The organism is Ornithinimicrobium faecis (genome assembly GCF_023923225.1).
Lineage (GTDB): Bacteria > Actinomycetota > Actinomycetes > Actinomycetales > Dermatophilaceae > Ornithinicoccus > Ornithinicoccus faecis.
In genome coordinates, this window is record NZ_CP099489.1 from 1423213 (window position 1) to 1448530 (window position 25318).

A 25318-nucleotide genomic window follows, 5' to 3' on the forward strand; every position below is an offset into this window, starting at 1 on the left:
GCTCTGTCAGTGGTGGGTGTTTAGATCGTTTGTATGAAGCAGACAGGCGCGACGGCGACGGTTGGGGATGAGGTCCTCGATCGTGTTGGTGGTGCCTGGGATGTGGCGGTGGAGGCTGAGTTCGCGGAGATGTTGATTGCTGCGGCGGATGCTGGGGGCGGGTGGGGTGCCTACGGTCCGGAGGGGGATCCGGGGTGTGTCCAGTATTGGGATCGGGTTGCTGAGGTCGATCAACTGTTGGTGGAGCAGGGGGCGGTGTCGGCGGCGGAGGTCCTCTCGGAAGGGCTGGCGGCCGCTGTGGGTGGGGTGGGGCGTGCTGGGGGTTTGGGGCCGTCGGAGTTGGTGTCGGTTTTCGACCCGGGTGTGATCGACGCCTTGGAGGTGGCTGGGGAGTTGCGGGCGAGGTCGGACGGGGTGGTCGTCGCGCTGGCGGCGGAGGCGTACACGCGCGGGTTGCATATGGCGGTCGGGTTGTCCCTGGTGGATTGGTTGCGGGTGCGCTGCCCGTGGCTGTCGGTGACCGACGCCGGGCAGATTCGTACGGTGGTGTTGGCGGGGGAGAGGAGTTGGGGCAAGCCACTGGTGGGGCGGGTGGCTGCTGGGGAGGTCGCGGTGTATCGGGGTGCGAAGGTCGCGAAGACGATCACCCGGTTGGTGCCGAGCCTGGGGCTGGCCGAGCAGCAGGAGTACGCGCAGATCGCGATCAACGCGGCAGCGAACGAGGAGATCAGCGACAGGGATCTGGAGGTCGTGTGCCAGGAGCTGCTCCAACGCCTGCTGGACGAGAAGCCGAAAGAGGAGCGGGAGCGCACCGCGCAGACGTTGCGGCGAGTGACTCGCCGCCCGTTGGCCAAGGGCATGACCCGCTTCACGATCGACGCACCCCAAGGGGACGCAGCCCTGCTCGAGGGAGTGCTCAACGGGCCCCTCGCAGCGCCGGAGCCGGAGCACGATGGGGCGCTGGATCACCGGTCCTGGTCCCAGCGGGCGTATGACGCGTTGGTGATGGTGATCAACCGTGGCCTGTCCAACCCTGGGGCACCACCGTCGTCTGGGCGGGCGTCGGTGATGATCACGGTGAAGGCGGACCCTGCGACGGGCAAGCCGGTGGGGGCTGGGGTGACGGCGTTGGGTCAGGTGTTGGATGCCCAGCAGGTCGGGAGGTTCGCGTGTATCGGGGACGTGACCCCGATCGCTCTGGGGGAGTATGGCGAGCCGCTGAACCTCGGTCGGACGGTGCGACTGGCGACGCCTGGGCAGTTCAAATCGTTGCTGGTCAGGGACCAGAAATGTACGTATCCGGGGTGTTCGATCCCGGGGACTTGGTGCGATTCGCATCACCTAGTGTGGTGGTGTCGTGACGGCAACACGGACATCGCTGTCCTGGTCCTACTCTGTCCACGACATCACACATTAGTGCACCAGAAAGACCTGATGGCGACCGTGTCCGGGTCCGTCGTGACCTGGCACGTGTGAGGACCCTGCCCCGAAGCCCGGCCACCACGGCCGGGCCCACAGGCATGCCCAGACGCCTCTGCGATGGGCTGGCAGTTGTGCCACTGCACGATCAGGTCCACTGGTGCGTCTGCTCCACGGTCAGGCGGACTGGTGCGTCGGGTCCGCGGCCGACCGGGAGTGCGTGCTGCGGAACGCTCGGGGGCTGGTGCCATAGCGCGTGGCGAAGGCCTGCCGCAGGGTCTCGGCCGAGCTGAACCCACAGCTCCTGGCAACCTGTGAGAGGGGCAGCTCCGACGTCGCGAGCAGCCGGGCAGCGAGCTCCAGCCGGATCCGTCGGACAGCAGCCGCTGGCGGAGCGTGCAGGTGCTGCTGGAACAGCCGCGTCAGCTGCCGACTGCTCACCCCGACGAGGCCGGCGAGGGCGTTGGTGGACAGGTCGCGGTCGGGGTGGGCCAGCACATGATCCAGGATCTGCTGCACCACAGCGTCATCCGGGTGCGGCACCTCGGTGAAGATGCTCATCTGCGCCTGGTTGCCCGGGCGCTGCAGATACGTGACCATCCCCATCGCCACCCAGCGTGCGAGTTCGGCCGTGTGGTCCTCTTCAATGAGGGCGAGGGTCAGGTCGAGGGAGGCGGTCACCCCGCCGGAGGTGGCATAGCGGCCCTCACGGATGTAGACCGGGGAGGAGTCCACCTTCACCCGCGGGAACCTCCGGGCCAGGTCTGCGGCATAGAACCAGTGGGTCGTTGCTCGCTTGCCGTCCAGCAGCCCTGCGGCGGCCAGGACCGAGGTGCCGGTGCAGACCGAGGTCACCCTGCGGGCCGTGCCGGCCAGGCGCCGGACGTGCCCGAGCAGCTGGCCGTTGCGGCTGGCCGGGTCGTGCCCAAGGCCTCCGGAGACCACCAGGGTGTCCACCGACTGCACACTGGCGATGTCGCACTGAGCCACCAGGCGCTGCCCCGAGTCACAGGTGATGTCGCGCCCGCCCAGGGAAGCCAGCCGCACGGCATACCGCGGCTTGGCACCCAGGCGGTTGGCGAGGGCCAGCGCCGACGTGACGCTCGCGATGTCGACCAGCTCGGCGCCGTCATAACCGATCACGAGCACCTCGGGATCCGTCATGCGCACCAGCATGGCAGGAACAGCGATGTCCGGTCGGACGGATATCCCAGGATTTCTGCCACCAGGGTCCACGTCCCGTTGTGCAGCGGCATCGTCGGAGGGAATCACTCCGGGCGAATGCCCCGCCGAGAGGAACGACCATGACCACCACGACCCTCACCGCACCGGCCCCTCGGGTCAGCACCAGCACCGCTCTGACCCTCTGGATCACGGTGGGGGTTCTCAGCGCGCTGGGCATGACCTACGGGCTGGCGGCGATGCACGGACTGGGCATCTCTGACGGCACCACCGCGATGACCCCTGCGACGTCGGTCGGTGTGGCCGCTCTCTGCTATCTCGCTGCCGCGGCGACGTGCACTCGCTGGGTCGCCTGGCTCGGCGTCCCCGTGTTCAGCGGCCTGGCGTTTGCCGGGCTGATGGTGACCCTCCCGTGGTGGACGCTCCTCGCCATCGCCGGGGGAGTGTTGCTGCTGATCGGTGTGCTCACCGGCGCGGGCCGCATCTCGACCATCCAGGCCCTGGCCATGCTCGGCTATTTCGGTGTCGCCGTCGCTGCGCTCTATCTGTCGCCCCGGGTTGGGCTGACCCTGGCCGCGCTCTCGCTTGCCGCCCACGCGCTCTGGGACGTCTGGCACTACCGACGTGACGTGGTGGTCATCCGGTCCATGGCGGTGTTCTGCATCGGGCTCGACCTCACGATGGGTGGTTTGTGCGTCGCTCTGGCCGTGATCGGCTGAGCGAGCCCGCAGCGTTGCGGTTCACTGGACTCATGGTGGGAAGGCCAACCGACGGCTGAGGTTGAAGACATTCGGGCTTTCGCGCTCACGCTGGAGCGTGCCTACGAGGTGTTCGTGCGTGGCCGTCGCAAGTTCCGCGTGGGTTCGATCGTCTTCGTCGCCTTCTCGCTCGATGAGGAGGTCGTCGAGTTCGCCTTCCCCAAGGATGAGCGGGACGGCTTGATTGCCAGTGATCCCGGCACCTTCTCGCTGCCCGCGCCCAGTGACCTGCGCTTCAACTGGGTGCGCGCACGCAGGGACCGGCTGGACCCGGTCGAGGCCCGCGAGTTCGTCGTCGATGCCTGGGGCATGTGCGTGCCGCAGAAGTTGATCCGCGCCTGGGACGCGGCCCACCCGGATGGACCTGCGTGAGATGGCACTGCAGAGGGTTGCCCTGGGGGAGTGGCCCACCCGGATGGCCCGGCGTGAGGGGATCCGCGCGGTCAGACCCTCGTGAGGCGATGGCGTGGCTCCGGCGGCAGGACCACAGTGATCCTGTCGTCGGCGCGCACGAGCCCGCTGCGCGAGACGATCCCCATCACGCCCGTCAGCCGCACCACGGTGCCGTCGTCATCTGTGCGCACGACGTGCTTGAGCAGGCCCGGCTGGAAGTCATTGATCTGCTGACAGGGGTTGCGCAGGCCGGTGATCGTGATGACAGCCTCACCGACAGTGAGTCGCGTGCCGACCGGCAGGTCCAGGAGTGCGATGCCACGGGTCGTGATGTTCTCGCCGAAGTCGCCGGGAGAGATCTGGTGGCCCACGGTCGCGAGGTGGTCGAACAGCTCGGCGTGCAGCAGGTGGACCTGGCGCAGGTTCGGCTGGTCGGGGTCGGCGCGGACTCGGCTGCGGTGCTTGACCGTGGTGCCGCAGTGCGCGTCACCTCGCACGCCCAGACCCTCGAGGAGTTCGATCTCGGCCACGGTGGGTTTGCTGAACGAGTGCGTGCTGCTCCGGTGGACGGCCACGACAGTTGCACCCATGGTCACGATCCTGTCAGGCCACCCAGGGCGAGCGAAGCCTGCCCACTGTCACGGGCGCGCTCCTGGAGCGGTCAGGTCCGCAGGGTCAGGACGATGACATTGAGCAGCGCGATGCCGATCGCGGCCTGGAAGGGCACTTTCCCCCTGGCGGTCGCGGCGGGCACGGCGAGCAGCACCGCGACCCCGACCGCCACCCAGCTCCACAGTGGTGTGCCGCCCGGGGGAGCGAGGGCCAACAGGGCCGTGCCGGTCACCAGGAGCAGGGGAGCCAGCGCGCGCGAGCCCCGGCTGCCGATCCGGTGCGGGAGGCCCCGTATGCCGTCACGCGCGTCATCCTCCAGGTCCGGCAGGACGTTGAGCAGGTGGGCGCCGACCCCCAGCAGCGCGCCCACGGTGACCACCCACCAGGGCGCCGCACCCCGGCCGACCGAGAGCCAGACGAACGCTGGGAGAGTGCCGAACGCCACGGCATACGGCAGCCAGGACCAGATCGTGGCCTTGACGCCCGCGTTGTAGGCCAGGCCCGAGCCGACTACGAGCCCGACGTGCAGCGCCAGACCGAGCCAGCCCCCGCTCCACAGCGACAACACGACCACCAGGAGCAGGGCGAGACCTCGAGCAGCCCGCACGATCCGCGGACGGAGCGCACCCCGGGCCAGCGGCTTGTCGGTGCGACCGGCGGCCCGGTCCCTCGCGGCATCGCGCAGATCGTTGTCCCAGCCGATGACGAGCTGTCCGGCCAGGACCGCGGCCACCACGACGACCACCTCGACCGCGCCGCCTGCGCCGAGGGCCAGCAACAGGGCGAAGACGGTCACGGCTGCCGTGGGCAACGGGTGGCAGGCCAGGGCCAGCCCGCGCACAGTGCCGAGGGTGCTCACGCCTCGCAGCGTATGTCCCCCACCGAACGGGGAGCAGGTCAGCAGCGCAGTCCGTAGGCTCGCACCATGTCCGTGATCGCGGCTGTGCGCGGCGTCCTGCCCGAGCACCGCTATGCGCAGGAGGACCTCACCGCAGGGCTGGCGGAACTGGTCGGGCTGGGGCCGCAGCACCTGGCGATGCTGGAGCAGGTGCACCGCAACGCTGGCGTGGAGCACCGGCACCTGGCGCTCCCGCTGGAGGACTATGTCGACGCGACGGCTGACTTCGGGCGCTCCAACGACCATTTCATCGAGGCGGCGACCGACCTGGGCGCTCGGGCCGTCCAGGAAGCTCTCGACGCCGCCGGGCTGGCTGCCGGAGATGTGGACCTGCTGGTGTCGACCACCATCACCGGACTGGCCGTGCCCTCCCTCGACGCCCGCCTGATGGCCCGGCTCCCGCTGCGCGAGGACCTCAAGCGGATCCCGATCGTGGGGCTGGGCTGCGTCGGCGGCGCGGCCGGAGTGGGCCGCGTGGACGAGTGGCTGGCCGGCCACCCCGACGGTGTTGCCGTCCTGCTCGCGGTGGAGATCTGCAGCCTGACCCTGCAGCGCGACGACACCTCGACGGCCAACCTGGTGGCCAGCGGTCTGTTCGGGGACGGCGCGGCCGCGGTCGTGCTGGTGGGGGATCGGGCGGCCGACCGGCTGGCGCCCGACGGGATTCGCGTGTGCGGCAGCCGATCCCGCCTCTATCCCGGCACGGAGCGGGCGATGGGCTGGGACGTCGGTTCCAGCGGCCTGCGCATCGTGCTGGGCGCGGAGGTGCCCGACCTGGTCCGCACCCAGGTGCGCGCCGACGTGGACCGGTTCCTGTCGGCATACGGGATGGAGCGCGCGCAGATCGGCTGGTGGGTCGCCCACCCCGGCGGACCCAAGGTCCTGGACGCGATGGCCGAGGCGCTCGAGGTGGAACCCGCGGCCCTCGGGGTCACCTGGCGGTCGCTGGCCGCGATCGGCAACCTGTCGTCCGCCTCCGTGCTGCACGTGCTCGCCGACACCCTGCGGGACGCACCCCCGGAGCCCGGGAGCCCCGGGGTGCTGCTAGCGATGGGCCCCGGCTTCTGCCTGGAGACGGTGTTGCTGCGCGCGCCGGGAGAGCGTCGATGAGCACCCTGACCTGGTATGCCGTGCTGCTGGGTCTGGTGGTCCTGGAGCGTCTCGCAGAGCTCGTCCTCTCGAAACGGCACGCGGACTGGGCCCTGGCCAGAGGTGGGGTCGAGCGCGGGCGTGGGCACTATCCGCCGATGGTGGCGCTGCACTCCGGTCTGCTGATCGCGTGCCTGCTCGAGGCGTGGCTGCTGGACCGGGAGTTCCTGGCCTGGCTCGGTCTGCCGATGCTCGCCGTGGTCCTGCTGGCGCAGGGGCTGCGCTGGTGGTGCATCGCCACGTTGGGGCGGCAGTGGAACACCCGCGTCATCGTGGTGCCGGGTCTGCCCCTGGTGCGGCGCGGCCCCTATCGGCTGCTGCGGCACCCCAACTATGTCGCCGTGGTGGCAGAGGGGGTGGCGCTGCCGCTGGTGCACTCCTCCTGGATCACTGCAGTGGTCTTCACGGTGCTCAATGCCTGGCTGCTCACGGTGCGCATCAGGGCCGAGGACGCCGCGCTGGACAGCGTGCCCCGAGTTGGACCCGGAGCCAGGCCCAGGCTCGGACCCTGAGGTGGACGCTGAGGTGGACGCCGATGTGATCGTCGTTGGTGGCGGACCGGCGGGCCTGGCCACGGCCCTGCAGGCGGTCCGCGTCGGGTTGGTGGCCCTCGTCCTGGAGCCACGGCGGGCACCCATCGACAAGGCGTGCGGCGAGGGCCTGATGCCGGGTGCCGTCGCCGCGCTCGCTGACCTGGGCGTGGCCGTCGGTGGGCGGCCGTTCACCGGCATCCGGTATGTCGACGCTCACCGGTCCGTCGAGGCCAGGTTCCGCGGTGGACCAGGGCGCGGGGTGCGCCGCACCGCGTTGCACGCGGCGCTGGCGGCGGCCGTTGAGCGGGCCGGCGTCGAAGTCGTGCCGCGGGCGATGTCCGGGCTGACGCAGGATGACACCGGCGTGCAGGTGGAACTCGAGGACCCCGGGGGTGGGACCTTGCCCGGGGTGATGGAGGCGACGGAGTCGATGGAGTCGACGGTCCGGGCGCGCTTCGTGGTCGCGGCTGACGGGCTGCACTCGCCGACCCGCCGGTTGGTCGGGGTGGAGGTTCCCCGCCGTGGGACGCGCCGCTTCGGTTTGCGCCGCCACCTCCGGATCGCCCCGTGGAGCGACCTGGTGGAGGTGCACTGGTCCCCGGTCGGCGAGGCCTATGTCACGCCGGTGGGGGACCGCGAGGTTGGGGTGGCCCTGCTCGGTTCCGCGGGCGGGAGCTGGCAGGACCGTCTCGCGGACTTCCCGGCCCTGGCTGACCGGTTGGCAGGTGCCGAGCCGGCGAGCGATGTCCGGGGCGCGGGGCCGCTGCGACAACGCGTCCGGTCCCGTCGCGTGGGTCGCGTGCTGCTCGTGGGGGACGCCGGTGGCTATGTCGACGCGCTCACTGGTGAGGGCATCGCTGTTGGGCTGGCGCAGGCGCAGGCAGCTGTCACGGCCATCGCCGCCGAGCGACCGCAGACCTATCCCCGTGCTGCCGTGCGGGTGAGCCTGCGCAGCAGTGTGCTGACGTCAGGTCTGCTGGCCGCCACCCGCAGCGAGCCTGGCCGCCGGGCCGTCCTCGGCACGGCTCGGCGGGTGCCGTGGCTGTTCGAACGGGCAGTTAACGCGGTGGCGCAGGACTGAGTTGTGTGACGCCGCACACAGCGAGGCATCATCGGAAATATTGTTGAAGCATCATCTATTAAAGGAGGCATGACTTCCCACAAGATCGGCATCATCGTCAGCTCGTCCCGCCCCACCCGGATCGGCCCCAAGGTCGCCCAGTGGATCAGCGAGCTGGCCCCCTATGGCAGTGAGGTCGAGATCGTCGACCTGGCCGAGGTGGACCTGCCCTTCCTGGCTGAGCCCGAGCAGCCGGCCACCGGCAACTACACCCTCCCCAGCACCATCGCCTGGTCCGAGCGGGTGCGTCAGTTCGACGCCCTGATCGTGGCCCTGCCCGAGTACAACGCCGGCTATCCGGCCGTCGTCAAGAACGCGATCGACTCCCTCCACGCCGAGTGGAACGAGCTCCCGATCGGCGTCATCGGCTATGGCTGGGGCGCTGCCGCCGGTGCGGTCAACCAGTTCGGTGAGGTCCTCGACCGCGTCAAGGCGCTCCGCCTCGACGGCCCGGGCCTGAGCTTCGGCCAGGACCTGACACCCGAGGGCGAGATCCTCGACGCCGCCCCGGAGGACGCCGTGCGCGGCCTCTACGACCAGATTGTCGCCGCCGCGCGCGAGAAGGTCGCTGCCTGACCCGCTGACGTCCCCTGACAACTGACCTCCCCGTCAGTTCTTCCCCCACCTGTTGAGGCGGTGGCGCCCCGTGCGCCACCGCCTCGACTGCGTCCTGGCACCCCGCGGCCGCACCCCGACGTGCACCCAAACAGGCAACGTGGCCTGTGCCTTGAGGGCGCAACGCGCTGACCTGCACTGATGGAAAGGGCCCTGTGACGTCGCCTGTTTGGGTGCACGCCGGGTGATGGGGTGAGGCGAGTGCTGGTGAGCGCTAGGAGTCGGTGCGCGGTCGGGAGACCTGCGCCACGGCATACAGTCGTGGGGTGACCGACACCGATGACCAGACCCCGCTCGTGCTCCTGCACGGGCTCGGCCAGGCACCGATGGCGTGGGAGGACGTCATCGTGCCGCTCTATCCGACGCGGCGGCTGCTCACACCGTGGGTGCCCGGCCTCAAGCCGACCGAGAAGCAGCTGGTGCCGGTGGCTGACGCTGCCGCCAAGCTGGACACCGACCTGATGCTCGAGGGGATGCAGGCGGTCGATCTGTGCGGGCTGTCCTACGGCGCCGTGATCGCCACGCGGATGGCCGCGGACTTCCCGGAGCGGGTGCGGCGGCTGGTGCTGATCGCCGGCATGGTCCGCCCGCCGCGCGCTCTGATGAAGGTGCAGCTGCAGATGCTGAAGATGATGCCCGCCTCGCGCCTGGCCGACTCCAGCGTCTCCAAGGAGCGGCTGCTGCGGACCCTGGACATCGTCCGCGAGGTGAACCTCACGGATGCGCTGCCCAAGATCACCGCACCCACGTTGGTGCTCGTGGGCGAGAAGGACAAGGCGAACAAGCCGGCCGCACAGATGCTGGCCGCTGGCATCTCCGGTGCGCAACTGCGCGAGGTCCCGGGCGCGGGGCACCAGGTGAACGTCGAGCAGCCCAAGGCGCTCGTGGAGATCCTGCGCGGGTTCCTCGACCAGGCCTGAACGGCTCGCTGGGCGACGGTCAGGCTGTGCCGCTCTCGGGTGGGCCGTCCAGCACCCGGGGGACGTAGTCGAGCAGTTGCAGCCCGCCCTCGAAGGTGCGGCTCTCGACGAGGTCGAGCGCCACGTCGGGGTAGTTGTCAAAGATCCGCTCCGACCCCGTGGCCCCGGTGATGACCGGGAAGACCACGAGTCGGAACCGGTCGACAAGCCCTGCGGTTAGCAGTGAGCGGCACAGCCTGACGCTGCCAAGCGTGTGCAGCGGTTGCCCACACTCGGCCTTCAGTCGAGGCACCTCCTCGACGGCGTCACCGGTCACGAGTCGGGTGTTGGCCCAGTCCAGCGGCTCGTCGAGGGTGGAGGAGAAGACCACCTTCGGGCTTGCCGTGAGCGACGACATCGCATCGGCCTCCTGCTCCGTTCCGGCTGCGCCCGCGGCGAACCCCGACATGAGTCGATAGGTCGTGGCGCCCATCAGCGTCGTGAAGGTGTCGGGCTGGTCCTCCAGCCAGGCCAGGTACTCGGGGCTCTCCAACCCCCACCACCCTGGCCACCCGTCCGCCGAGGCGTAACCGTCCAGCGAGATGATGAAGTCCACCATGAGTTCCTGCATCGCACGGTCCTTTCAGGGAAGCGGGGCCACTGTCGGCCACAGGAAGGTGGACCTCCGCGGGCACGCCAACTCATCGCCGGCCCGGCCGATCAGATCGGGCCGGAGGTGATCAGCCCGACTGACGCGCTGCCCTCCACGAGACCCGCCGCAGGGGTCAGCTTGAGCCGACGTCACCGCCGTCGATGAGCTCCCTGAGGAAGTCACCGAGGACCTGGGCGCTGGCGTCGACCAGATCCGGCCAGGCCATGGCTCCGGCGTCGGCGCTGTCCGAGACGTGCTTGATCAGGCGCACCGGGACCCCGAGGGCGTCGCACGCGAAGGCGACCGCATAGCCCTCCATGTCGACCAGGTCTGCCCTCGCCGCCAGCTGGTCGCGCACCACCGGATCGGTCACGAAGGTGTCGCCGGAGGCCAGGACCGTGTCGTCGCCACCCTCCAGGGCCAACTCGTCGCGGGGGTCATAGCCGAGCGCTCGCAGCGACTCGGCGCTGATGTCGTGATTGATCACCCTCCCGGGCAGGAACAGCCCCTCCCGGTCCGGCCGCAGTGCGCCCGCCGTGCCGATGTTGAGGACCACCAGCCCGGTGCGGTCCGTCTCCATCAGGGCTTTGGTCACCGCGGTCGCCGCCGTGGTCTTCCCGATGCCGGTGATGATCACCGGCAGAGCCGGCGGGATGTGGGCGGCCTCCGCGCGGGTGGCACTGACGACGAGATAACGACTCACACCACGATCCTAGAGATGAGGGTCACGCTGCTCGCCCTCGCCGTGGAACTGCAGGGGGACGTGACCCGTTGAAGACTGGTGTCATCACCCGACGTCAGGAGAGACCATGGGTTTGCTGGACAACGTGAAGAAGGCCGCCAACGCGGCCAAGGAGCAGGCCGGAGAGCTGGCTGGCAAGCACGGCGACAAGATCGACCGCGCCATCGACAAGGGTGGGTCGATGATCGACCAGCGCACGCACGGCAAGTACAGCGACAAGATCGTCAAGGCTCAGGGCGCTGCTCGCAACGCCGCCGACAAGGTGGCTGGGGAGGCCGGACCGGCCGCAGGCTCGAGTGCCCAGGGCCCTGTGTCGCCTCCACCCGGCACGGGAACGCCGCCCCCACCTCCGCCGCCGGGCGCCGGAACGCCTGCACCACCACCCCCGCCTCCGCCGCCCGCTTCGGCAGCGCTCACCAGCCCGGTCCGCGAGTTTGTTGACGCGGTCAACGCCCACGACGAGACGGCCTTCCTGGACAGCTTCGGGGACACCGGAGTGGTGGACGACTGGGGCCGAGAGTTCGTCGGTCGCGAGGCCATCAAGGAGTGGAGCGACAAGGAGTTCATCGGCGCGAACGGGACCATGGATGTGCAACAGGTGACAGACACCGGAGGTCAGGTCAGGGTGGTGGCCGACTGGCGCAGCACCCACGCAAACGGCCTGTCCGAGTTCACCTTCGACACAGCCGGCCACACCATCAACCGGATGACGATCCGCGGAGCCCACTGACGGCATACGGCCGGCTAACTGGTGGCGGAAGAGGTGACCGCGGGCGCTGACTGAGTCCATGATCTGGATCTGCGAGACCTGCGCCGTCGAGACAGCCGACCTGGAGACCCCGCCGGAGATCTGTGCGATCTGCGACGACGAGCGCCAGTGGGTGCCCGAGGGTGGGTCCCGGTGGACGAGTGTGGAGAAGCAGCGGGAGAACGGCACGCGCATCGTGATCAGCGAGGTCGAGCCCGAACTGTGGGGCCTGCGCGCCGAGCCGTCGATCGGCATCGGCCAGCAGACGATGGTCGTGCGCACCCCAGAGGGGACGATCCTGTTCGACTGCGTTGGCTACATCGACGACGCCGCGGTGGAGTTCGTCCGCGGCCTCGGGCCGACCCTGGCCATCGCCGCCAGCCACCCGCACATGTATGGCGTGCAGACCGAGTGGGCCGCCGCCCTCGACGTGCCGGTGCTGGTCGCCGAGCGCGACCGGGAGTGGGTGCGCCGGCCCGAGCGGGTGGAGTTCTATGACGACCGGCGTGACGTCGCGACCGGTGTCACGCTGCACCGGGTCGGCGGGCACTTCCGCGGCCAGGCCGTCCTGGAGTGGGCGACCGGCAATGACGGCAAGGGCGTGCTGCTCGCGGGGGACGCGATCTTCACCAACCCGGACCGCAAGACGGTCAGCTTCATGCGCAGCTATCCCAACCGGCTCCCGCTGTCCGGCAACGTGGTCCAGCGCCTGGCTGCGCAGGTGGAGGAACTGCACTTCGACCGGCTCTACAACAACTTCGGCGCGGTGGTGCCGCAGGACGCCCAGGCGATCATCCGCTATTCCGCCGACCGGCACACTGCCTGGGTGCGCGGAGACCACGACGACCTGACCTGATCAGGTGCGTGACGGCATACTCAGACCATGACGCAATGGGCCATGTCCTATGACTGGGCCGGACCGCTGGGCGAGGACCAGATTGCCCACCTGCAGGCCGTCGTGGACGCCACCGACCCCGCTGTGCTCGCGGCCGTCGAGCGGTGGCTGGCCGTGCTGGACCGGGACTCGGTGCGCGACCTGCCCGGAGAGGTTTATGGCGACGGCGGGGCCACGGTCACGGTCGGTCGCGAGGTCGCCGGCCAGCTCGCGGTGTCCCTGCGCTCGGGCGGGCAGGACGCCTTCGACTCGATCTCGTTCTCGGCCGACTCGCTGCACGACGCGGTCACCGACGGTGGTGGGGCGGCGATCCGGTGGGTGGAACTGCCCTACGAGCCGGCGATCGCAGGTGCAGACAGTGTGGCCGACGACGCGCACATGATCTCGATGCTGCCGTGTCCGGACATCGATGAGATCGAGCGGTTCTGGACCGCGCTCGGGCTGCGGGTGACCTATCGGCAGAGGCGCCCCAACCCCTATCTCGCCCTGGGGCTGGGTGGGATCGACCTGCACTACTACGGCCTGCCGGGGCACGACCCCGAGCAGAGCCACTCCACGTGCGGGATCGTCGTGTCGGACACAGAGCCGCTGCACGCGCGGTTCGCCAAAGGGTTCCGGGCGGCGTTCGGCACGATCCCGCAGAGCGGTGCGCCGCGCATGACGCGTCCGCGGCGGCGCACCAACAACGACGGCCTCAGCGGGTTCTCCGTCATCGACCCGGCCGGCAACTGGATCCGGGTGTCCCGGCGGCCATTGACGGGTCGGGAGTCACGCAGCGATGACGACCGGGGCATATTGCCCTCCGTCGACGGCGCCCCGCTGGCCCGGGCCCTGGAAAACGCTGTCGTGCTGGGGGACTCGCGCGGTGACGCCCAGCAGGCCCACAAGATCCTGGCTGGTGCCCTGGGTCGTGCGCAGGACGCTGCGGTGGGGGAACACGCCTCTGCCCTGGCCTATCTCGCTGAGTTGCGCGTGCGTCTCGGTGACCATGACGGCGCTCGGGCCGCGGTCGCGGAGCTCACCGCCCTCGCAGAGCGTGACGGACTGACGCAGCAGGATCGTGCTGCCGTGGAGACTGCGCGGCGCGAGGTGGCAGAGCTGGACCTGTCGGTGGGGGAGACGTAGGCGTGGAACTGCTGGCCCGCGGGCGCGATGCCGAGGTCTTTGGCCTCGACGAGCACACGGTGCTGCGCCGCTTCCGCGGCCCGCGTGACCTGCGGTGGGAGGTGGCCGCGATGGAGGCTGCCCGCGACGCCGGCCTCCCGGTGCCCGCGGTCCACGAGATCAGGCCGGACGCGATGGTGCTGGAACGGATCCACGGGCCCACGATGCTGGAGGCACTGCTCGCCGACCCCGGCAGTGCGCAGGCGCATGCCGTCACCCTCGCCGAGTTGCACCTGCGGCTCGGGCAGATCACCGCACCGGACGGGATGTCGACCCCGGTGGGTGCCGGGGAGTCCCTGGTGCACCTGGACCTGCACCCGGGCAACGTGATCCTCGGCAGTGCGCCCACGATCATTGACTGGACCAACGCTGGGCGCGGACCAGTGAGCGCTGACCCGGCCACCTGCTGGCTGCTCACCCGGGTCGTGCAGGTGGAGGCGCCCGCCGCTCCGACGGCTGAGTTCACGGTCGCGGTCGGCACCTTCGTCGAGACCTTCCTCGACTGCTTCGACCTGCCGGACCTGCTCGAGCAACTGCCAGCGGTCGGTCGGGCCAGGCTGCACGACGTCAACCTCACGCCGGAGGAGCAGGAGCGGATCAGGGCCTTCCTCGACGACCCGTGGTGAGGCAGGTTCGGTGCACGCTCATCAGATGGCAGCATCGGGCGGGTGAACAACGCGACCCAGCCCCCGCAGAGCCCGCCCGCCATCCGCGAGCGAGGGCTGCGTGCCGCCACGGACCTGGCGCGTGCCCAAGGCCTGGGAGACGTTGTGCCACAGGTTCTTTCCGATCGCGGGTCGCTGATGGTGCGACTGCCCGGCACGGGGCTGGTTGCCCGCGTCTGCACCCACACCGGCGCCCAGCGCCGCGACCCCGGTTGGTGGTTGGGACAGGAGGTCGCCGTGGGCCGGATCGCGCAGGAGGCAGGTGCCCTCGTGGTGCCGCCGGCCCCGGAGGCCGGGCCACACGAGGTGGACGGCCTGTGGATCTCTCTCTGGACCGATCTGGGGGATCAGGACAGCCGGGCCACCCCCGAGGAGTCCGCCGCCGCGCTGGCCGAGTGGCACCGCGTGCTGGGCGACGCAGGCCAGGACCTGCCGGTCATGCCGATCGTCCACGCGATGATCACCGAACCGCTGGAGTATGCCGAGAGGCTGGGTCACCTCGACCCCGTCACCCGTGCAGCACTCACCCGGGAGCACGAGGAGGCGCTCGCCGCCGTCGAGGGACTGGGCACCCGCCAGGTGCTCCTGCACGGCGACGCCCACCGCGGCAACCTGCTGCGCGACGCAGACGGGCTCTGGCGGTGGAACGACCTGGAGGAGGCCTGCAGGGGCCCCATCGAGTGGGACCTCGCGATCCTGGGCTCCACCCCCGATGAGGAGACGGGGGCAGCCGCGCTCACGGCATACGGCCAGATCACTGGCACCCCGGTGCCGTCGCAGGAGGAGCTGGCCCCCTGGTTGCGGCTGCGCACCCTCGAGGGAACCGCCTGGCTGATCGGCTGCTCAGTGACCTTCCCGGAGCGCTATGCCGAGCCGGCCCGCCGTGCCATCGACGAGCTGATCCGCGGCTGAGGGCGGCACATCACGACGTCCGGCGCCGCCACCACACGAGCAGGAGCACGGCGGAGATGATGCCCGGCACCATGTGCACCGCGAGCACGCCGATCAGGGACGGACCGCCCCAGTCAGCGGAGTAGTCCGAAGGGTCGCCGAAGTCGACCAGGAACGGCTCGACCGCGGCGCGCAGGACGAGATAGACGCCGAGCGCCACGAGCACAGCGGTCAGCGCCCGGCGCCACAGCGGGCGCTGCGGTGTGCTCTCGGCTCGGGAGGTGGCTGTGGGTCTGCGGTCTGGTTGCGCCATGTCTCGAACGTAGGAGTTGCCCCCGGGCCGGAGCATCCATCGGAGGTATCGATGCCGGTCCGTCGTAGGTATCGCGCTATTGCTCGGGCGCGGAGTCTCGCCCGAGGGTCCTGGCGAAGTCCCCCGGCGTGTGCCCGGTCACCCGCCGGAAGTCGCGGGTGAGGTGTGCCTGGTCGGTGTAGCCGAGGTTGGCGGCGAGGTCGGCGAGGGTCTGCGTCCCGTGCTTCAGGTGATGCGTGGCCTCGTGCAGCCGGCGCCGTTGGATCAACCACTTGGGGGTCAGCCCCAGGAAGCGGCCGGTCAGACGCTGCAGGGCGCGCTCGGAGAGACCCAACCGGTCGACGAGCTGGGTGACGCTGAGCAGGTCCGGGTCGGACTCGACGGTCTGCACGACGGTGTTGAGCAGGGCGCCGTCGGCACTCAGCGGAAGGGCGGCCTCCACCCGCTGCTCCACCTCCCGCAGGGCTGCGGCGTGCCGGTCCGGATTGCCGGGGTCGGGTGCCATCAGCTCGCGCACGGTCGGGACCAGGTGGGCCAGGTGCGCGAACTCGGTGAGGTCCCGGTGGGTGTCGACCAGGGCCGACACGTCACCTGCCGCGACGGCGGTGCCGGCACCGGGCTGCAGCATGAGGCCGACGCCCCAGCCGCGGCCCTGCAGCGTCACCGTGGACAGCCCGCGGGCCACGCCGTAGAAGCGCGCGTAGTCCTGGGCGATCACGATCAGGCAGGTCGGATACTGCAGCACCTGCTCGACCACCGGTGTGCCCTCCGGCAGGTCCCACACCGGGATCCAGTAGTGCCGAACCAACGGCTGCAGGTGCTCTGGAGGCGGATAGCGGTGGACCGGCGGCGCCAGCCGAGCCCGCTCGGTGAGGCGCGCGCGGTCGATCGGGTGGGAGGAGTCTGGCACCTGTCGGATTATTGCAAGCCACGAGCCCTCCGCGGGCGGCACCATGGGGTCATGACCGACACGAACACCCTGACCACCGACAACACCACGACCTATCACGAGCGGGCTGCGGCCATCGCCGACCTGCTGTCCACGACCACTGCCTGGGAGGACCCCACCCCGTGCGAGGGGTGGACGGTCCGCGACCTGGTGGAGCACCTCATCGTGACCCAGCGGGACTTCCTGGTCGAGCGCGAGCTGGAGGTCCCGACCGTGTCCCTGGCCGATCCGCAGCGAGCCTGGGCCGAGCACACCGAGGCCGTCCTGGCGCTGCTCGAGGACCCGTCGGTCGGCCCACGCGAGTATGACGGCCACTTCGGGCGCACCACCATCGGCGCCACGATGGCCTCCTTCTATGGCTGGGACCTGCTCGTGCACCGCTGGGACCTGGCGCGCTCCCTGGGCACCGACGAGCAGTTCACGCAGGAGGAGCTGGACCAGATCGAGGCCGCTCTCGCCGGCTTCGGGGACGCCCTCTATGGCCCTGGCATCTGTGCCGCGCCGGTCGAGGTGGCCGAGAGCGAGTCACGTCAGGTGCGGCTGCTGGCCCGTCTGGGGCGCGACGCCCGCTGACGGTGGCTGCGCATGGTGCCGGACAATGGCTCCATGCGCATAGCGATCCTTGCGGCGGGAAGCCGCGGTGACTACCTGCCAACCCTCGCCGTCGCTCGTGGCCTGCACGCGCGCGGTCACGAGGTCGGCGTCACAGCCACCAGCGACTATGTGCCGACCGTCGAGGGTGCTGGGGTCCGCGCCGAGGAGGTTGCGGTCGACCTGATGGGCTATTACCGCGACCACGCGCTGCGCAACGGGATGCCGACCGGGCTGATGGGCCAGATGGACCTGCTTGGGGAGGTGGCCAAGGTGATGGCGCCCGCGGTCCGGGAGACCCTGACGGACCTGTGGCCGCGGTATGACGGAGTGGTCACCACCGCGATGAGCGCCGCCTGGCCGGGGCTCATCGCGGGACCGCGCAAGCCGCAGGTGCTGATGATGTTCCTGGCCGCGGTGCCCTCGGTCTGGGGCGATGCCAGCCTCTATGCCGAGCGAGAGGGCCGCTCGATCCACAACCTGGTCTCGGGCCTGCGGGCGATGGGGCCGTCGGCCAAGCTGGTCACCTCCGACACCACAGCGACCAGCCGGGAGCGACTGCGCGGCCTGATCCAGATGTCGACCGCGCCGGCGTTTGTGGCCAACAGCGCCCAGATCGTCACCCCGCGGAGGATCGGTGGACGGCAGCTCCGCGCCACCGGCTATCCCTTCCTGGACCTGCCGGCCGAACTGCCGGTCGACGTCGCCGAGTTCCTCGACCACGGGCCGGACCCGGTCTATGTCGGTCTCGGATCGCACACGGTGCCTGCCGTGCGCGATGCGCTCGCGCACACTGTGGCCGCTGCCCTCGAGCTCGGACACCGAGTGATCGTGCAGCGCGGCTCGGGGCTGGAGGATCTCGAGCACGACGACCGCGTGCTGTTCGTCGACGACGTGCCGCACGAGCTGCTGTTCCCGCGGGTTGCTGCCGTGGTCCATCACGGGGGCGCTGGCACCACGGCCCAGGCGCTGCGCGCAGGGGTGCCCCAGGTGGTGCTGCCGTTCACGATGGACCAGCCATTCTTTGCCCGCCGCGTCCACGAGATCGGCGTCGGGTCCGCCCCCGTGTCCACGGTCGAGGCCTCCACCGCGCGGCTAGAGGCCGCCCTCAACGAGGCACTCGCCCCAGAGGTGTGCGCTCGCGCTCGGTCCGTCGCTCGGGTCGTCCAGGGCGAGGACGGCGTCGGCGGAGCGGTCGCGGTGATCGAGCAGGGGCTGGGGGCCTGACGGCTCAGGACGGCTAGACCCCGCGACGCACTGAGCGCCGATGGGGCAGTATGTGTACACAGTGATACACAGCTCCTGGGGGTTGTCGTGACAACATCGGTAGGCATCCGCGAGTTCCGCGCTGGGTTGGCTGACTTCATCACCGCGGCCGAGCCGGTGGCGGTGACGCGTCATGGGGTCACGGTGGGATGGTTATACCGACGCCAGTTGACCGTGATGCCCAGGTGGCTTCCCTGCGTTCAGCCGCGGCCCTCCTCGACACCGTGCTGGCCGAGCAGGGCGTGGACACCGATGAGGTGGTCGCCGAGTTCGCGACCGCACGCCGAGACGCGTGAGCCGGCCGCCGCCCCGATCTGGACGGCGGAGGCGCCAAGGACGTCACTGAAGGAATCTCGGCGCTACCCAACGTCGAGCGCGAGGATGTCCTCGATGGTCTCGCGGCGCACGATGACGCGTGCCTGCCCGCCCCGCACCGCCACGACCGGCGGTCGCGGGGTGTGGTTGTACTGGCTGGACAGGCTCCGGCAGTAGGCACCGGTCGCCGCGACCGCGATCAGGTCACCGGGGGCGATGTCCGAGGGCAGCTCAGTGTCGCGCACCACGATGTCGCCGCTCTCGCAGTGTCGCCCAACGACTCTCGCGCGGACCAGCGCGGCGTCCGACACCCGATTGGCCAGCACACAGGTGTAGTCGGCACCATAGAGCGCGGGCCTGATGTTGTCGCTCATCCCGCCGTCGACCGAGACATAGGTGCGGGTGCTGCCGTCCTCGAGCGTGACGTCCTTGATGGTGCCCACCTCATAGAGCGTGATCGTGCTCGGCCCGACGATCGCGCGCCCCGGCTCGATCGAGACCCGAGGTCGCGGGTCGTCGCCGAGACGCTCGAACTCGCGGTCGACGCCAGCGGCCAGCTGCCGGGCCAGCTCAGCAGGGGTCAGGGGCGAGTCATCGGGGGAGTGGGCGATGCCGAAGCCGCCTCCGAGGTCGAGCTCAGGCAGCCGTATGCCGTGTGCCTGGTTGATCTGTCCGTGCAGCTGGATCAGTCGCTGGGCGGCCAGCTCGAAACCGGTGGTGTCCATGATCTGCGAGCCGATGTGGCTGTGCAGGCCGCGCAACTCGAGGGAGTCCGGGTGGGCCAGGACCGCCTCGACCGCGCGCTGCGCCGACCCGTCGGCCAGGCTGAAGCCAAACTTCTGGTCCTCGTGCGCCGTCGCGATGAACTCGTGCGTGTGCGCCTCGACGCCCACAGTCACGCGCAGGAGCACCTGGGCGCGCACCCCGAGATCGGCTGCGACGCAAGCCAGCAGGTCGATTTCGGTGAGGGAGTCGACGACAACCCGACCCACGGCATACTCCATCGCTTGTCGGAGCTCGGCGACGCTCTTGTTGTTGCCGTGCAACGTGATCCGCCCACCGGGGAAGCCGACGCGCTGGGCCACGGCGAGCTCCCCGCCGGAGCAGACGTCCAGGCCGAGTCCCTCCTCCTGCACCCAGCGGGCGACGGCCGAGCACAGGAACGCCTTGCCCGCGTAGTAGACGTCTGCGCCGCCGGTCACCGGGCCGAACGCGGTGGCGAAGCTGTCCCGGAAGGCCGCCGCACGGGACCGGAAGTCCTGCTCGTCCAGGACATAGGCCGGGGTGCCAAACTCCCGTGCCAGGGTGTGTGCGTCGACGCCGTCAACCGTCAGGCACCCCCGCTCGTCCTGCGTGACGTTCTGGGGCCAGAGCGCGGGGTCCAGTGCCATGGCGTGAGTATCTCGTGTCGCTGGTTGGGGTCAGGCGGGGACCTGTCCACCCGTGGTCGGAGACGGTGCACCAGCCCCTGGTCGGATCCCTCCCCGACGCGATATCGGTAGCCTCCCACCATGGCTGGGGAACAGCGGGTGCTTGAGCGCGGGACCGACTATGCCCGCGTCGGCATCGGCGTCCTCGCGCTGGTCTTCGTGCCGGTCGCGGCCCTCAGCGAACCCTCCAGGTGGTGGTTCGTGCTGGCGCTGGTGGCGGGTGCGCTGGGCGTGGTGGTCTGGGCGTTCCTGGGGGTGCCGGCGCAGGCCGTCGCGGTCCCCGTCGTGCTGCTGGTCTCGATCTCTCAGGCCGAGTCGCGACTGGAGCCCGGTCTGTTCGTGCTGTGCCTGCTCGCGATCGCGCTCACCGGCTGGTCCGACCTGAATGTGACCACCGTCCTGCTCGTGCTGCTCACGGCAGCCGCGCCGGTGATCGTGGCGATGCTGCAGGACGAGCACGGGATCTCAGGCGGCGTCTGGGTGATGGGAGTCGTGTTCCCGGCCCTGATGGGCTGGGCCTTCCACCGGCAGGAGAAGATGGCCGCCGAGTTGGACGCCGCGCGCATGGCGCTCGCCGAGCAAGCCGTGCTGGAGGAACGGCGCCGGATCGCCCGGGACGTGCACGACCTGGTGGGCCACGGTCTGGCCGCCATGATGCTGCAGATCACCGGTGCGCGGCACGTGCTCGATCGTGACGTCGAGGAGGTCCGCGAGGCGCTGACCTCGGCGGAGGACATCGGCCGCCGCACGCTCGGGGACCTGCGCCGCACCGTCGGGAGCCTGCGTGACGAGGGTGGCCTCCAGGCACCGATCGAGGGGCTCGGGCAGGTCTCCGGTCTGGTCGATGACGCCCGATCCAGCGGCCTGCGGGTGGAGCTGGTGACCAGCGGACCCCAGGACGAGGTCGATCAGGCCGTCGGGCTCACGCTGTTCCGGATCGCCCAGGCGGCCCTGGCCAACGCCGTGATCCACGCACCGGCGGCACGCACCGTGGTCACCAGTGCCGTGACCAGCGACGACGCGACACTGGAGGTGCTCAGTGCCGGCCCGTTGCGGCCTCGCGACCCGCACGAGGTGCGTGGGCACTACGGGCTGCGGGGGATGCAGGAGCGCGCCGAGGTCGTCGGTGGTGAGTTCTCCGCCGGTCCGGTCCCGCAGGGTTGGCTCGTGCGCTGCCGAGTGGCCCGGTGATGGTGACCCAGTGAGGGAGTTGCCCAGTGAGAGGGTGGCCCAGTGAGAGAGTGGCCCGATGAGCCGGAGGGGAGCATGATCCGCGTCGTGCTGGTCGATGACCAGCCGATCGTGCGGGCCGGCGTGGGGCGGATCCTCGGTCACGAGGACGGGTTCGAGATCGTCGCCGAGTGCGGGGACGGTCGGGAGGCCCTTGCCGCCGTGTCCGAGCACCGGCCCGACGTGGTGCTGATGGACATCCGGATGCCGGTGATGGATGGTGTCGAGGCCACCCGCGAGATCAGTCGGCTGGCGGATCCGCCGCCGGTCCTGGTGCTCACCACCTTTGACGAGGACGACGTGCTGTGGGGCGCGATCGAGGCCGGGGTCAGCGGCTTCCTGCTCAAGGACGCCTCCGCCGATGACCTGATCGCCGCCACTCGCGCGGTCGCGGCCGGGGGAGCCTGGTTTGACCGGTCCGTCGCGCCGCGAGTGCTGGAGGCTTATCGCGGCAGGGTCGCACCGGCCAACCGGGAGCGGCAACGCCTCGAGCAGCTCACCGAGCGTGAGAACGCCGTGCTGCGCCTGATGGCCCGCGGCGCCGCCAACCAGGAGATCAGTCAGGCGCTGCATGTGAGTGAGGCAACGGTGAAGTCGCACATCGGCGCGATCTTCGCCAAGCTCGGCGTCCGGGATCGCGCGGCTGCCATCGTGTTCGCGTTTGACCACGGGGTCGTCGCGATTGGTGAGGACCCGCGGGAGCACTGAGCCGCGCTGGGGGCCGAGCTCATGGCGGGGCTGCTGGGGGCGGGGCATCTCCTCCCCAGGGTGGAACCCAGCACTAACCCGCAGCCCGATGTGCCGCGACCTCTCGCTGGGGAGGCTGGAGGCATGAACACACAGACGCTGTCACCGACAGCCCCACACAGTGATCCGGCTCTCGAGCCCGAGACAGGTGCACCCCCGGTGGACCCCGATGCGGACTCCGTCATCGAGGTGCGTGACCTCACCAAGTCCTATGGCGACCGCTCCGTGATCCGCAACCTGGACCTCTGCGTCCGACGCGGTGAGATCTTCGGGATCCTCGGGCCCAACGGCGCCGGCAAGACCACCACGGTCGAGACCATCCAGGGTCTGCGGCACGCCGACTCCGGACACGTCCGGGTGCTCGACCTCGACCCCGTCCGCGACCGTCAGCGGTTGCGCTCCCAGGTCGGCTCGCAGCTGCAGTCCTCCTCGTTGCCCGAGCGGCTCCGGGTGGGGGAGGCCCTGCGCACGTTTGCTCGCCTGGCCGGTGACGTCGTCGACTGGCGGGAGGCCCTGGAGACCTGGGGTCTCACCCACCTCCGGCGCTCTGCCTTCGGTGGCCTCTCCGGCGGTGAGAAGCAGCGACTGTTCATCGCGCTCGCCCTCATCAACAACCCGCAGGTCGTCTTCCTCGACGAGCTCACCCAGGGGCTGGACCCCGCTGCGCGCCGAGAGACCTGGGCACTGATCCGCCAGGTCCGCGACCGCGGCGCCACGGTGGTGCTGGTCAGTCACTACATGGACGAGGTGGAGCAGCTCGCAGACCGGGCGGCCGTCCTCCACGAGGGCCGGATCACCGTCTGTGACACGCCGGCCAACCTGGTGGCCAGGGCCGACGGTGACGTGCGCACCCGCTTCACGCTCCCGCCCGGTCAGCAGCACAGCAGGCTCGAGAGCCTCCCCGGGGTCCTGACGGTCTCGCGGGAGGGAACCCGCACCGAGGTTGTCGGGGACCGGACCACACCGGTCCGGGTGGCTGCAGAACTGGCGCGCCTCGGCATACTCCCCGAGGACCTGACCGTCGTCCGACCCACGCTGGAGGATGTCTTTGTCCAGCTGACCTCCGGGGAGGTGGCGGCATGACCACCGCGACCGCGACCGCCCCACTGGCCCGCCCGTTGTCGCCGGTGCGGAGTCTGCTGACGATGACCGGGCTGGAGACGCGGCTGCTCACCCGCGAGTGGGCACCGATGCTGTTCGCCTTCATCTTCCCGCCCATGATGATGCTCGTCCTGGCTGGTGTGTTCGCCGCCGATGACGGCGAGGAGTTCTTGCACCTCAACGGGACCGACTACTACATCGCGACCTATCTCGGCGTGCCGATGGCCGCCGTTGCCCTGATCGGACTGCCGGTCGCGTTGGCTGGCTATCGCGAGCGCGGCGTGCTGCGGCGGCTGTCGGCCTCCGGGGTCTCCCGACTCACCGTGATCGGCTCGCAGGTGCTGGTGACGGCCCTGCTGGTGGTCATTGGCGCGGCGCTCGTCCTGGCCGTCGCGGCGCCGGTCTATGGCCTGCCGGAGGTGCAGAACCTGGGCGGTGTCATCGGGGCGTTCGCGCTGGGCGCGGCGATGATGCTGGTGCTCGGGGTGGCTCTTGGCCTGCTCGTGTCCACTGCCCGCTCCGCTCAGGCGCTGGGTCTGCTGCTGTTCATGCCGATGTGGCTGCTCGGTGGTGGTGGTCCGCCGGCGGGTGTGATGACCGGCCCGATGCAGACGATCTCCGACTTCCTGCCGCTGACACCGGTGACGACCGCAGTGCGCGAGTCCTGGCTGGTGGGCGGCGACGTCAGCGGGCCGCTGCTGCAGGCCGCCGCCTGGCTCGTCGGGGGACTCGTGCTGGTGGCCCTGCTGCTGTGGAGGTGCGGGCGCGAGTGAGCGGTCCAGGCTCAGCCCCAACCGGGTGGGTGGTCGTAGGTCTCCAGTTCCAGCGGGAACCCGTCCTGCACCTGCACGACGACCCACGTGGTGTCCTCGCTCACCTCGAGGGTGAGTTGATCTCGGTGGCCGCCGTCAGTGGTTGCCGTGATCTGCGCCGGTCCGGGCGGCACCTCCAGCCCATATCGGAAGATCGTTGTCAGATAACAGTCGGATGCCGTGGTCGGCACGCGGACGGTCAGTGCCGACTGGCCATTGATGTCGATCTGCACCGACGTCGGGACGTCCTGGACGTTGGCGATGTCGATCGCGACGGTGACCTTCTGCCCTGGGTCCTCCGTTAACAGGTGAGCACCGAAATCGCTCTCGCCCAGTTCAGTCGGGGGCTCCTGTGGATTGCCGCAGTTGTCGAGGGACGGGCCTGGGGGTGGGGCAGTCGCCGTGGGCCCGGGTGCTGTCTGACTCGTAGTGTTGCCGGCAGGGAGGATGGGCTCTTGGGCCCCGCCGTCGATCTGGGTGATCCCGATGACCAGTGCGACCCCTGCTGCGGCGAGGGAGCCGATGCCCAGGTTGCGGTTCCGACGGTGCCGGTGAGCTTGCTGCCACACCCCAGTGACGAGGTCAGTGTCTGCGGCGTCGGAGGCGCCGCGGGTCAACAGTTCACGGATGTCCTCGTTCATCGGATCTCCTCTCCGTCCAGGCTCTCCTGCTCAAGTGCCAACTCCTCGCGGAGGCGACGCAGAGCGGCGTGGGCCTGGCTCTTGACCGTGCCGGCGCTCACGCGGAGGGTCTCGGCGATCTCCTGCTCGGACCGGTCCTCGTAGTAGCGCAGCACCAGCACCGCACGCTGCTTGACCGTGAGTCGTTGGAGCGCGGCGCGGACGTCGGCGCCGGAGAGCCAGTCCTCGGTGGTCGGTGCAGCGATGACCTCGGGAAGTTCAGCGCGCGAGGGCTCTCGAGAGTGTCGGCGCCACCGGGTCATCGCACCGTTGTAGATGACGCGGCGGGCGTAGGCGTCGGGCGCCTCGTCACGCAGGCGCGACCACCTCTCAGCGACTTTCAGGAAAGCGTCCTGCACCAGGTCCTCGGCCGAGGACTGGTCGCCGGTCAGCAGCAGGGCGGAGCGCAGCCACGATCGCTGTCGGGCGCTGGCCCACGCAACGAACTCGCCCTCCAAGTTCTGGCTCACTGATGGCCTCCTTTGCCCACCTAACGGTGAGATGCCCTCCGAGGTTGGCACCGCGTCCGATGAATTCTGGCCGGTGAGC

General features: G+C 70.1%; 29 protein-coding genes. 19 read left to right on the top strand and 10 right to left on the bottom strand.

The window, feature by feature from the left end; all coding sequences use genetic code 11:
* Positions 1–33: 33 nt before the first annotated feature.
* Entirely contained in the window at positions 34–1476 is a 1443-nt protein-coding gene (locus NF556_RS06655; protein WP_252594727.1) for an HNH endonuclease signature motif containing protein, read from the top strand.
* 120 nt (positions 1477–1596) lie between these two features.
* Here the strand turns inward: NF556_RS06655 and NF556_RS06660 are convergent, their stop codons facing one another.
* On the bottom strand, positions 1597–2583 hold the full coding sequence (locus NF556_RS06660) for a GlxA family transcriptional regulator (RefSeq protein WP_252594728.1): 987 nt from the start codon (positions 2581–2583) through the stop codon (positions 1597–1599).
* A 140-nt stretch (positions 2584–2723) separates the two neighbouring features.
* Between NF556_RS06660 and NF556_RS06665 the strand changes: the two genes are divergently transcribed.
* Positions 2724–3320 carry a hypothetical protein gene (locus NF556_RS06665; RefSeq protein WP_252594730.1) on the top strand — a complete coding sequence of 199 codons (597 nt, stop codon included), beginning with the start codon at positions 2724–2726 and terminating at the stop codon, positions 3318–3320.
* A gap of 90 nt (positions 3321–3410) precedes the next feature.
* Positions 3411–3731 carry an MmcQ/YjbR family DNA-binding protein gene (locus tag NF556_RS06670; RefSeq protein ID WP_306271102.1) on the top strand — a complete coding sequence of 107 codons (321 nt, stop codon included), beginning with the start codon at positions 3411–3413 and terminating at the stop codon, positions 3729–3731.
* A 71-nt stretch (positions 3732–3802) separates the two neighbouring features.
* On the opposite strand, the gene NF556_RS06675 is transcribed toward NF556_RS06670, so the two are convergent.
* The gene (locus NF556_RS06675) at positions 3803–4342 is read right to left on the bottom strand and encodes an MOSC domain-containing protein (protein ID WP_252594732.1); all 540 of its coding nucleotides are present in this window, start codon (positions 4340–4342) and stop codon (positions 3803–3805) included.
* A gap of 71 nt (positions 4343–4413) precedes the next feature.
* Positions 4414–5223, bottom strand: a complete 810-nt coding sequence (locus tag NF556_RS06680; protein ID WP_252594734.1) for a UbiA family prenyltransferase — start codon at positions 5221–5223, stop codon at positions 4414–4416.
* Positions 5224–5289: 66 nt separating this feature from the next.
* Here NF556_RS06680 and NF556_RS06685 point away from each other — a divergent pair, with 66 nt between their 5' ends.
* From NF556_RS06685 to NF556_RS06705, 5 genes are all read left to right on the top strand, one after another.
* Positions 5290–6372, top strand: coding sequence for a type III polyketide synthase (locus NF556_RS06685; RefSeq protein WP_252594736.1), 1083 nt, complete (start codon positions 5290–5292; stop codon positions 6370–6372).
* The gene (locus tag NF556_RS06690; RefSeq protein WP_252594738.1) at positions 6369–6923 is read left to right on the top strand and encodes an isoprenylcysteine carboxyl methyltransferase family protein; all 555 of its coding nucleotides are present in this window, start codon (positions 6369–6371) and stop codon (positions 6921–6923) included. The genes NF556_RS06685 and NF556_RS06690 overlap by 4 nt, the downstream gene beginning before the upstream one ends.
* A 1-nt stretch (position 6924) precedes the next feature.
* A complete protein-coding gene (locus NF556_RS06695) occupies positions 6925–8025 on the top strand; it encodes an NAD(P)/FAD-dependent oxidoreductase (RefSeq protein ID WP_252594739.1) in 1101 nt (366 codons plus the stop codon).
* A 69-nt stretch (positions 8026–8094) separates the two neighbouring features.
* Positions 8095–8640, top strand: a complete 546-nt coding sequence (locus NF556_RS06700) for an NADPH-dependent FMN reductase (RefSeq protein WP_252594740.1) — start codon at positions 8095–8097, stop codon at positions 8638–8640.
* Positions 8641–8945: 305 nt separating this feature from the next.
* Complete coding sequence (locus NF556_RS06705; RefSeq protein ID WP_252594742.1) at positions 8946–9599, top strand: alpha/beta fold hydrolase; 654 nt, start codon at positions 8946–8948, stop codon at positions 9597–9599.
* 19 nt (positions 9600–9618) lie between these two features.
* Here the strand turns inward: NF556_RS06705 and NF556_RS06710 are convergent, their stop codons facing one another.
* Entirely contained in the window at positions 9619–10209 is a 591-nt protein-coding gene (locus NF556_RS06710) for a dihydrofolate reductase family protein (RefSeq protein ID WP_252594743.1), read from the bottom strand.
* A 154-nt stretch (positions 10210–10363) separates the two neighbouring features.
* A complete protein-coding gene (locus NF556_RS06715) occupies positions 10364–10933 on the bottom strand; it encodes a nucleosidase (protein WP_252594744.1) in 570 nt (189 codons plus the stop codon).
* A 106-nt stretch (positions 10934–11039) separates the two neighbouring features.
* On the opposite strand from NF556_RS06715, the gene NF556_RS06720 reads away from it, so the two are divergent.
* Genes NF556_RS06720 through NF556_RS06740 form a run of 5 tightly spaced genes read left to right on the top strand, consistent with a single transcriptional unit; the run spans position 11040 to position 15356 of the window.
* A complete protein-coding gene (locus NF556_RS06720) occupies positions 11040–11702 on the top strand; it encodes an Rv0909 family putative TA system antitoxin (protein ID WP_252594745.1) in 663 nt (220 codons plus the stop codon).
* 58 nt (positions 11703–11760) lie between these two features.
* Positions 11761–12576, top strand: a complete 816-nt coding sequence (locus NF556_RS06725) for an MBL fold metallo-hydrolase (protein ID WP_252594748.1) — start codon at positions 11761–11763, stop codon at positions 12574–12576.
* A gap of 27 nt (positions 12577–12603) precedes the next feature.
* Complete coding sequence (locus NF556_RS06730; RefSeq protein ID WP_252594750.1) at positions 12604–13740, top strand: VOC family protein; 1137 nt, start codon at positions 12604–12606, stop codon at positions 13738–13740.
* 2 nt (positions 13741–13742) lie between these two features.
* Positions 13743–14405 carry a phosphotransferase gene (locus tag NF556_RS06735; protein WP_252594752.1) on the top strand — a complete coding sequence of 221 codons (663 nt, stop codon included), beginning with the start codon at positions 13743–13745 and terminating at the stop codon, positions 14403–14405.
* 42 nt (positions 14406–14447) lie between these two features.
* Positions 14448–15356 (top strand): phosphotransferase family protein, encoded by a 909-nt coding sequence (locus NF556_RS06740; protein ID WP_252594753.1) that lies wholly within the window; start codon positions 14448–14450, stop codon positions 15354–15356.
* 10 nt (positions 15357–15366) lie between these two features.
* Here the strand turns inward: NF556_RS06740 and NF556_RS06745 are convergent, their stop codons facing one another.
* Positions 15367–15648: a hypothetical protein gene (locus tag NF556_RS06745; protein WP_252594755.1), complete on the bottom strand. Its 282-nt coding sequence runs from the start codon at positions 15646–15648 to the stop codon at positions 15367–15369.
* A gap of 76 nt (positions 15649–15724) precedes the next feature.
* On the bottom strand, positions 15725–16558 hold the full coding sequence (locus NF556_RS06750) for a helix-turn-helix domain-containing protein (protein WP_252594757.1): 834 nt from the start codon (positions 16556–16558) through the stop codon (positions 15725–15727).
* A gap of 51 nt (positions 16559–16609) precedes the next feature.
* Between NF556_RS06750 and NF556_RS06755 the strand changes: the two genes are divergently transcribed.
* Both NF556_RS06755 and NF556_RS06760 read left to right on the top strand, forming a co-directional pair.
* The gene (locus NF556_RS06755) at positions 16610–17170 is read left to right on the top strand and encodes a TIGR03086 family metal-binding protein (protein WP_252594758.1); all 561 of its coding nucleotides are present in this window, start codon (positions 16610–16612) and stop codon (positions 17168–17170) included.
* Positions 17171–17203: 33 nt separating this feature from the next.
* The gene (locus tag NF556_RS06760) at positions 17204–18415 is read left to right on the top strand and encodes a glycosyltransferase (protein ID WP_252594759.1); all 1212 of its coding nucleotides are present in this window, start codon (positions 17204–17206) and stop codon (positions 18413–18415) included.
* A gap of 398 nt (positions 18416–18813) precedes the next feature.
* Here NF556_RS06760 and lysA read toward each other — a convergent pair whose 3' ends face one another.
* The gene (gene lysA, locus NF556_RS06765; protein ID WP_252594760.1) at positions 18814–20160 is read right to left on the bottom strand and encodes a diaminopimelate decarboxylase; all 1347 of its coding nucleotides are present in this window, start codon (positions 20158–20160) and stop codon (positions 18814–18816) included.
* A gap of 120 nt (positions 20161–20280) precedes the next feature.
* Between lysA and NF556_RS06770 the strand changes: the two genes are divergently transcribed.
* The 4 genes from NF556_RS06770 to NF556_RS06785 all read left to right on the top strand — a co-directional run bounded on the left by NF556_RS06770 (position 20281) and on the right by NF556_RS06785 (position 24050).
* Positions 20281–21390 carry a sensor histidine kinase gene (locus NF556_RS06770; protein WP_252594762.1) on the top strand — a complete coding sequence of 370 codons (1110 nt, stop codon included), beginning with the start codon at positions 20281–20283 and terminating at the stop codon, positions 21388–21390.
* Positions 21391–21432: 42 nt separating this feature from the next.
* Positions 21433–22137 carry a response regulator transcription factor gene (locus tag NF556_RS06775; RefSeq protein ID WP_252594763.1) on the top strand — a complete coding sequence of 235 codons (705 nt, stop codon included), beginning with the start codon at positions 21433–21435 and terminating at the stop codon, positions 22135–22137.
* A 123-nt stretch (positions 22138–22260) separates the two neighbouring features.
* Complete coding sequence (locus NF556_RS06780) at positions 22261–23259, top strand: ABC transporter ATP-binding protein (RefSeq protein WP_252594765.1); 999 nt, start codon at positions 22261–22263, stop codon at positions 23257–23259.
* Positions 23256–24050 (top strand): ABC transporter permease, encoded by a 795-nt coding sequence (locus tag NF556_RS06785; protein ID WP_252594766.1) that lies wholly within the window; start codon positions 23256–23258, stop codon positions 24048–24050. The genes NF556_RS06780 and NF556_RS06785 overlap by 4 nt, the downstream gene beginning before the upstream one ends.
* A gap of 11 nt (positions 24051–24061) precedes the next feature.
* On the opposite strand, the gene NF556_RS06790 is transcribed toward NF556_RS06785, so the two are convergent.
* Both NF556_RS06790 and NF556_RS06795 read right to left on the bottom strand, forming a co-directional pair.
* Positions 24062–24730 (bottom strand): hypothetical protein, encoded by a 669-nt coding sequence (locus NF556_RS06790; RefSeq protein ID WP_252594768.1) that lies wholly within the window; start codon positions 24728–24730, stop codon positions 24062–24064.
* The gene (locus tag NF556_RS06795; RefSeq protein WP_252594769.1) at positions 24727–25239 is read right to left on the bottom strand and encodes a SigE family RNA polymerase sigma factor; all 513 of its coding nucleotides are present in this window, start codon (positions 25237–25239) and stop codon (positions 24727–24729) included. The genes NF556_RS06790 and NF556_RS06795 overlap by 4 nt, the downstream gene beginning before the upstream one ends.
* Positions 25240–25318 lie beyond the last annotated feature (79 nt).

Excerpts from the sequence above, each read along its gene's own strand:
- NF556_RS06655 (WP_252594727.1), top strand. The coding sequence starts at position 34 with ATGAAGCAGACAGGCGCGACGGCGACGGTTGGGGATGAGGTCCTCGAT.
- NF556_RS06660 (WP_252594728.1), bottom strand. The coding sequence starts at position 2,583 with ATGACGGATCCCGAGGTGCTCGTGATCGGTTATGACGGCGCCGAGCTG.
- NF556_RS06665 (WP_252594730.1), top strand. The coding sequence starts at position 2,724 with ATGACCACCACGACCCTCACCGCACCGGCCCCTCGGGTCAGCACCAGC.
- NF556_RS06675 (WP_252594732.1), bottom strand. The coding sequence starts at position 4,342 with ATGGGTGCAACTGTCGTGGCCGTCCACCGGAGCAGCACGCACTCGTTC.
- NF556_RS06685 (WP_252594736.1), top strand. The coding sequence starts at position 5,290 with ATGTCCGTGATCGCGGCTGTGCGCGGCGTCCTGCCCGAGCACCGCTAT.
- NF556_RS06690 (WP_252594738.1), top strand. The coding sequence starts at position 6,369 with ATGAGCACCCTGACCTGGTATGCCGTGCTGCTGGGTCTGGTGGTCCTG.
- NF556_RS06700 (WP_252594740.1), top strand. The coding sequence starts at position 8,095 with ATGACTTCCCACAAGATCGGCATCATCGTCAGCTCGTCCCGCCCCACC.
- NF556_RS06710 (WP_252594743.1), bottom strand. The coding sequence starts at position 10,209 with ATGCAGGAACTCATGGTGGACTTCATCATCTCGCTGGACGGTTACGCC.
- NF556_RS06720 (WP_252594745.1), top strand. The coding sequence starts at position 11,040 with ATGGGTTTGCTGGACAACGTGAAGAAGGCCGCCAACGCGGCCAAGGAG.
- NF556_RS06725 (WP_252594748.1), top strand. The coding sequence starts at position 11,761 with ATGATCTGGATCTGCGAGACCTGCGCCGTCGAGACAGCCGACCTGGAG.
- NF556_RS06730 (WP_252594750.1), top strand. The coding sequence starts at position 12,604 with ATGACGCAATGGGCCATGTCCTATGACTGGGCCGGACCGCTGGGCGAG.
- NF556_RS06745 (WP_252594755.1), bottom strand. The coding sequence starts at position 15,648 with ATGGCGCAACCAGACCGCAGACCCACAGCCACCTCCCGAGCCGAGAGC.
- NF556_RS06755 (WP_252594758.1), top strand. The coding sequence starts at position 16,610 with ATGACCGACACGAACACCCTGACCACCGACAACACCACGACCTATCAC.
- NF556_RS06760 (WP_252594759.1), top strand. The coding sequence starts at position 17,204 with ATGCGCATAGCGATCCTTGCGGCGGGAAGCCGCGGTGACTACCTGCCA.
- lysA (WP_252594760.1), bottom strand. The coding sequence starts at position 20,160 with ATGGCACTGGACCCCGCGCTCTGGCCCCAGAACGTCACGCAGGACGAG.
- NF556_RS06770 (WP_252594762.1), top strand. The coding sequence starts at position 20,281 with ATGGCTGGGGAACAGCGGGTGCTTGAGCGCGGGACCGACTATGCCCGC.
- NF556_RS06780 (WP_252594765.1), top strand. The coding sequence starts at position 22,261 with ATGAACACACAGACGCTGTCACCGACAGCCCCACACAGTGATCCGGCT.
- NF556_RS06785 (WP_252594766.1), top strand. The coding sequence starts at position 23,256 with ATGACCACCGCGACCGCGACCGCCCCACTGGCCCGCCCGTTGTCGCCG.
- NF556_RS06790 (WP_252594768.1), bottom strand. The coding sequence starts at position 24,730 with ATGAACGAGGACATCCGTGAACTGTTGACCCGCGGCGCCTCCGACGCC.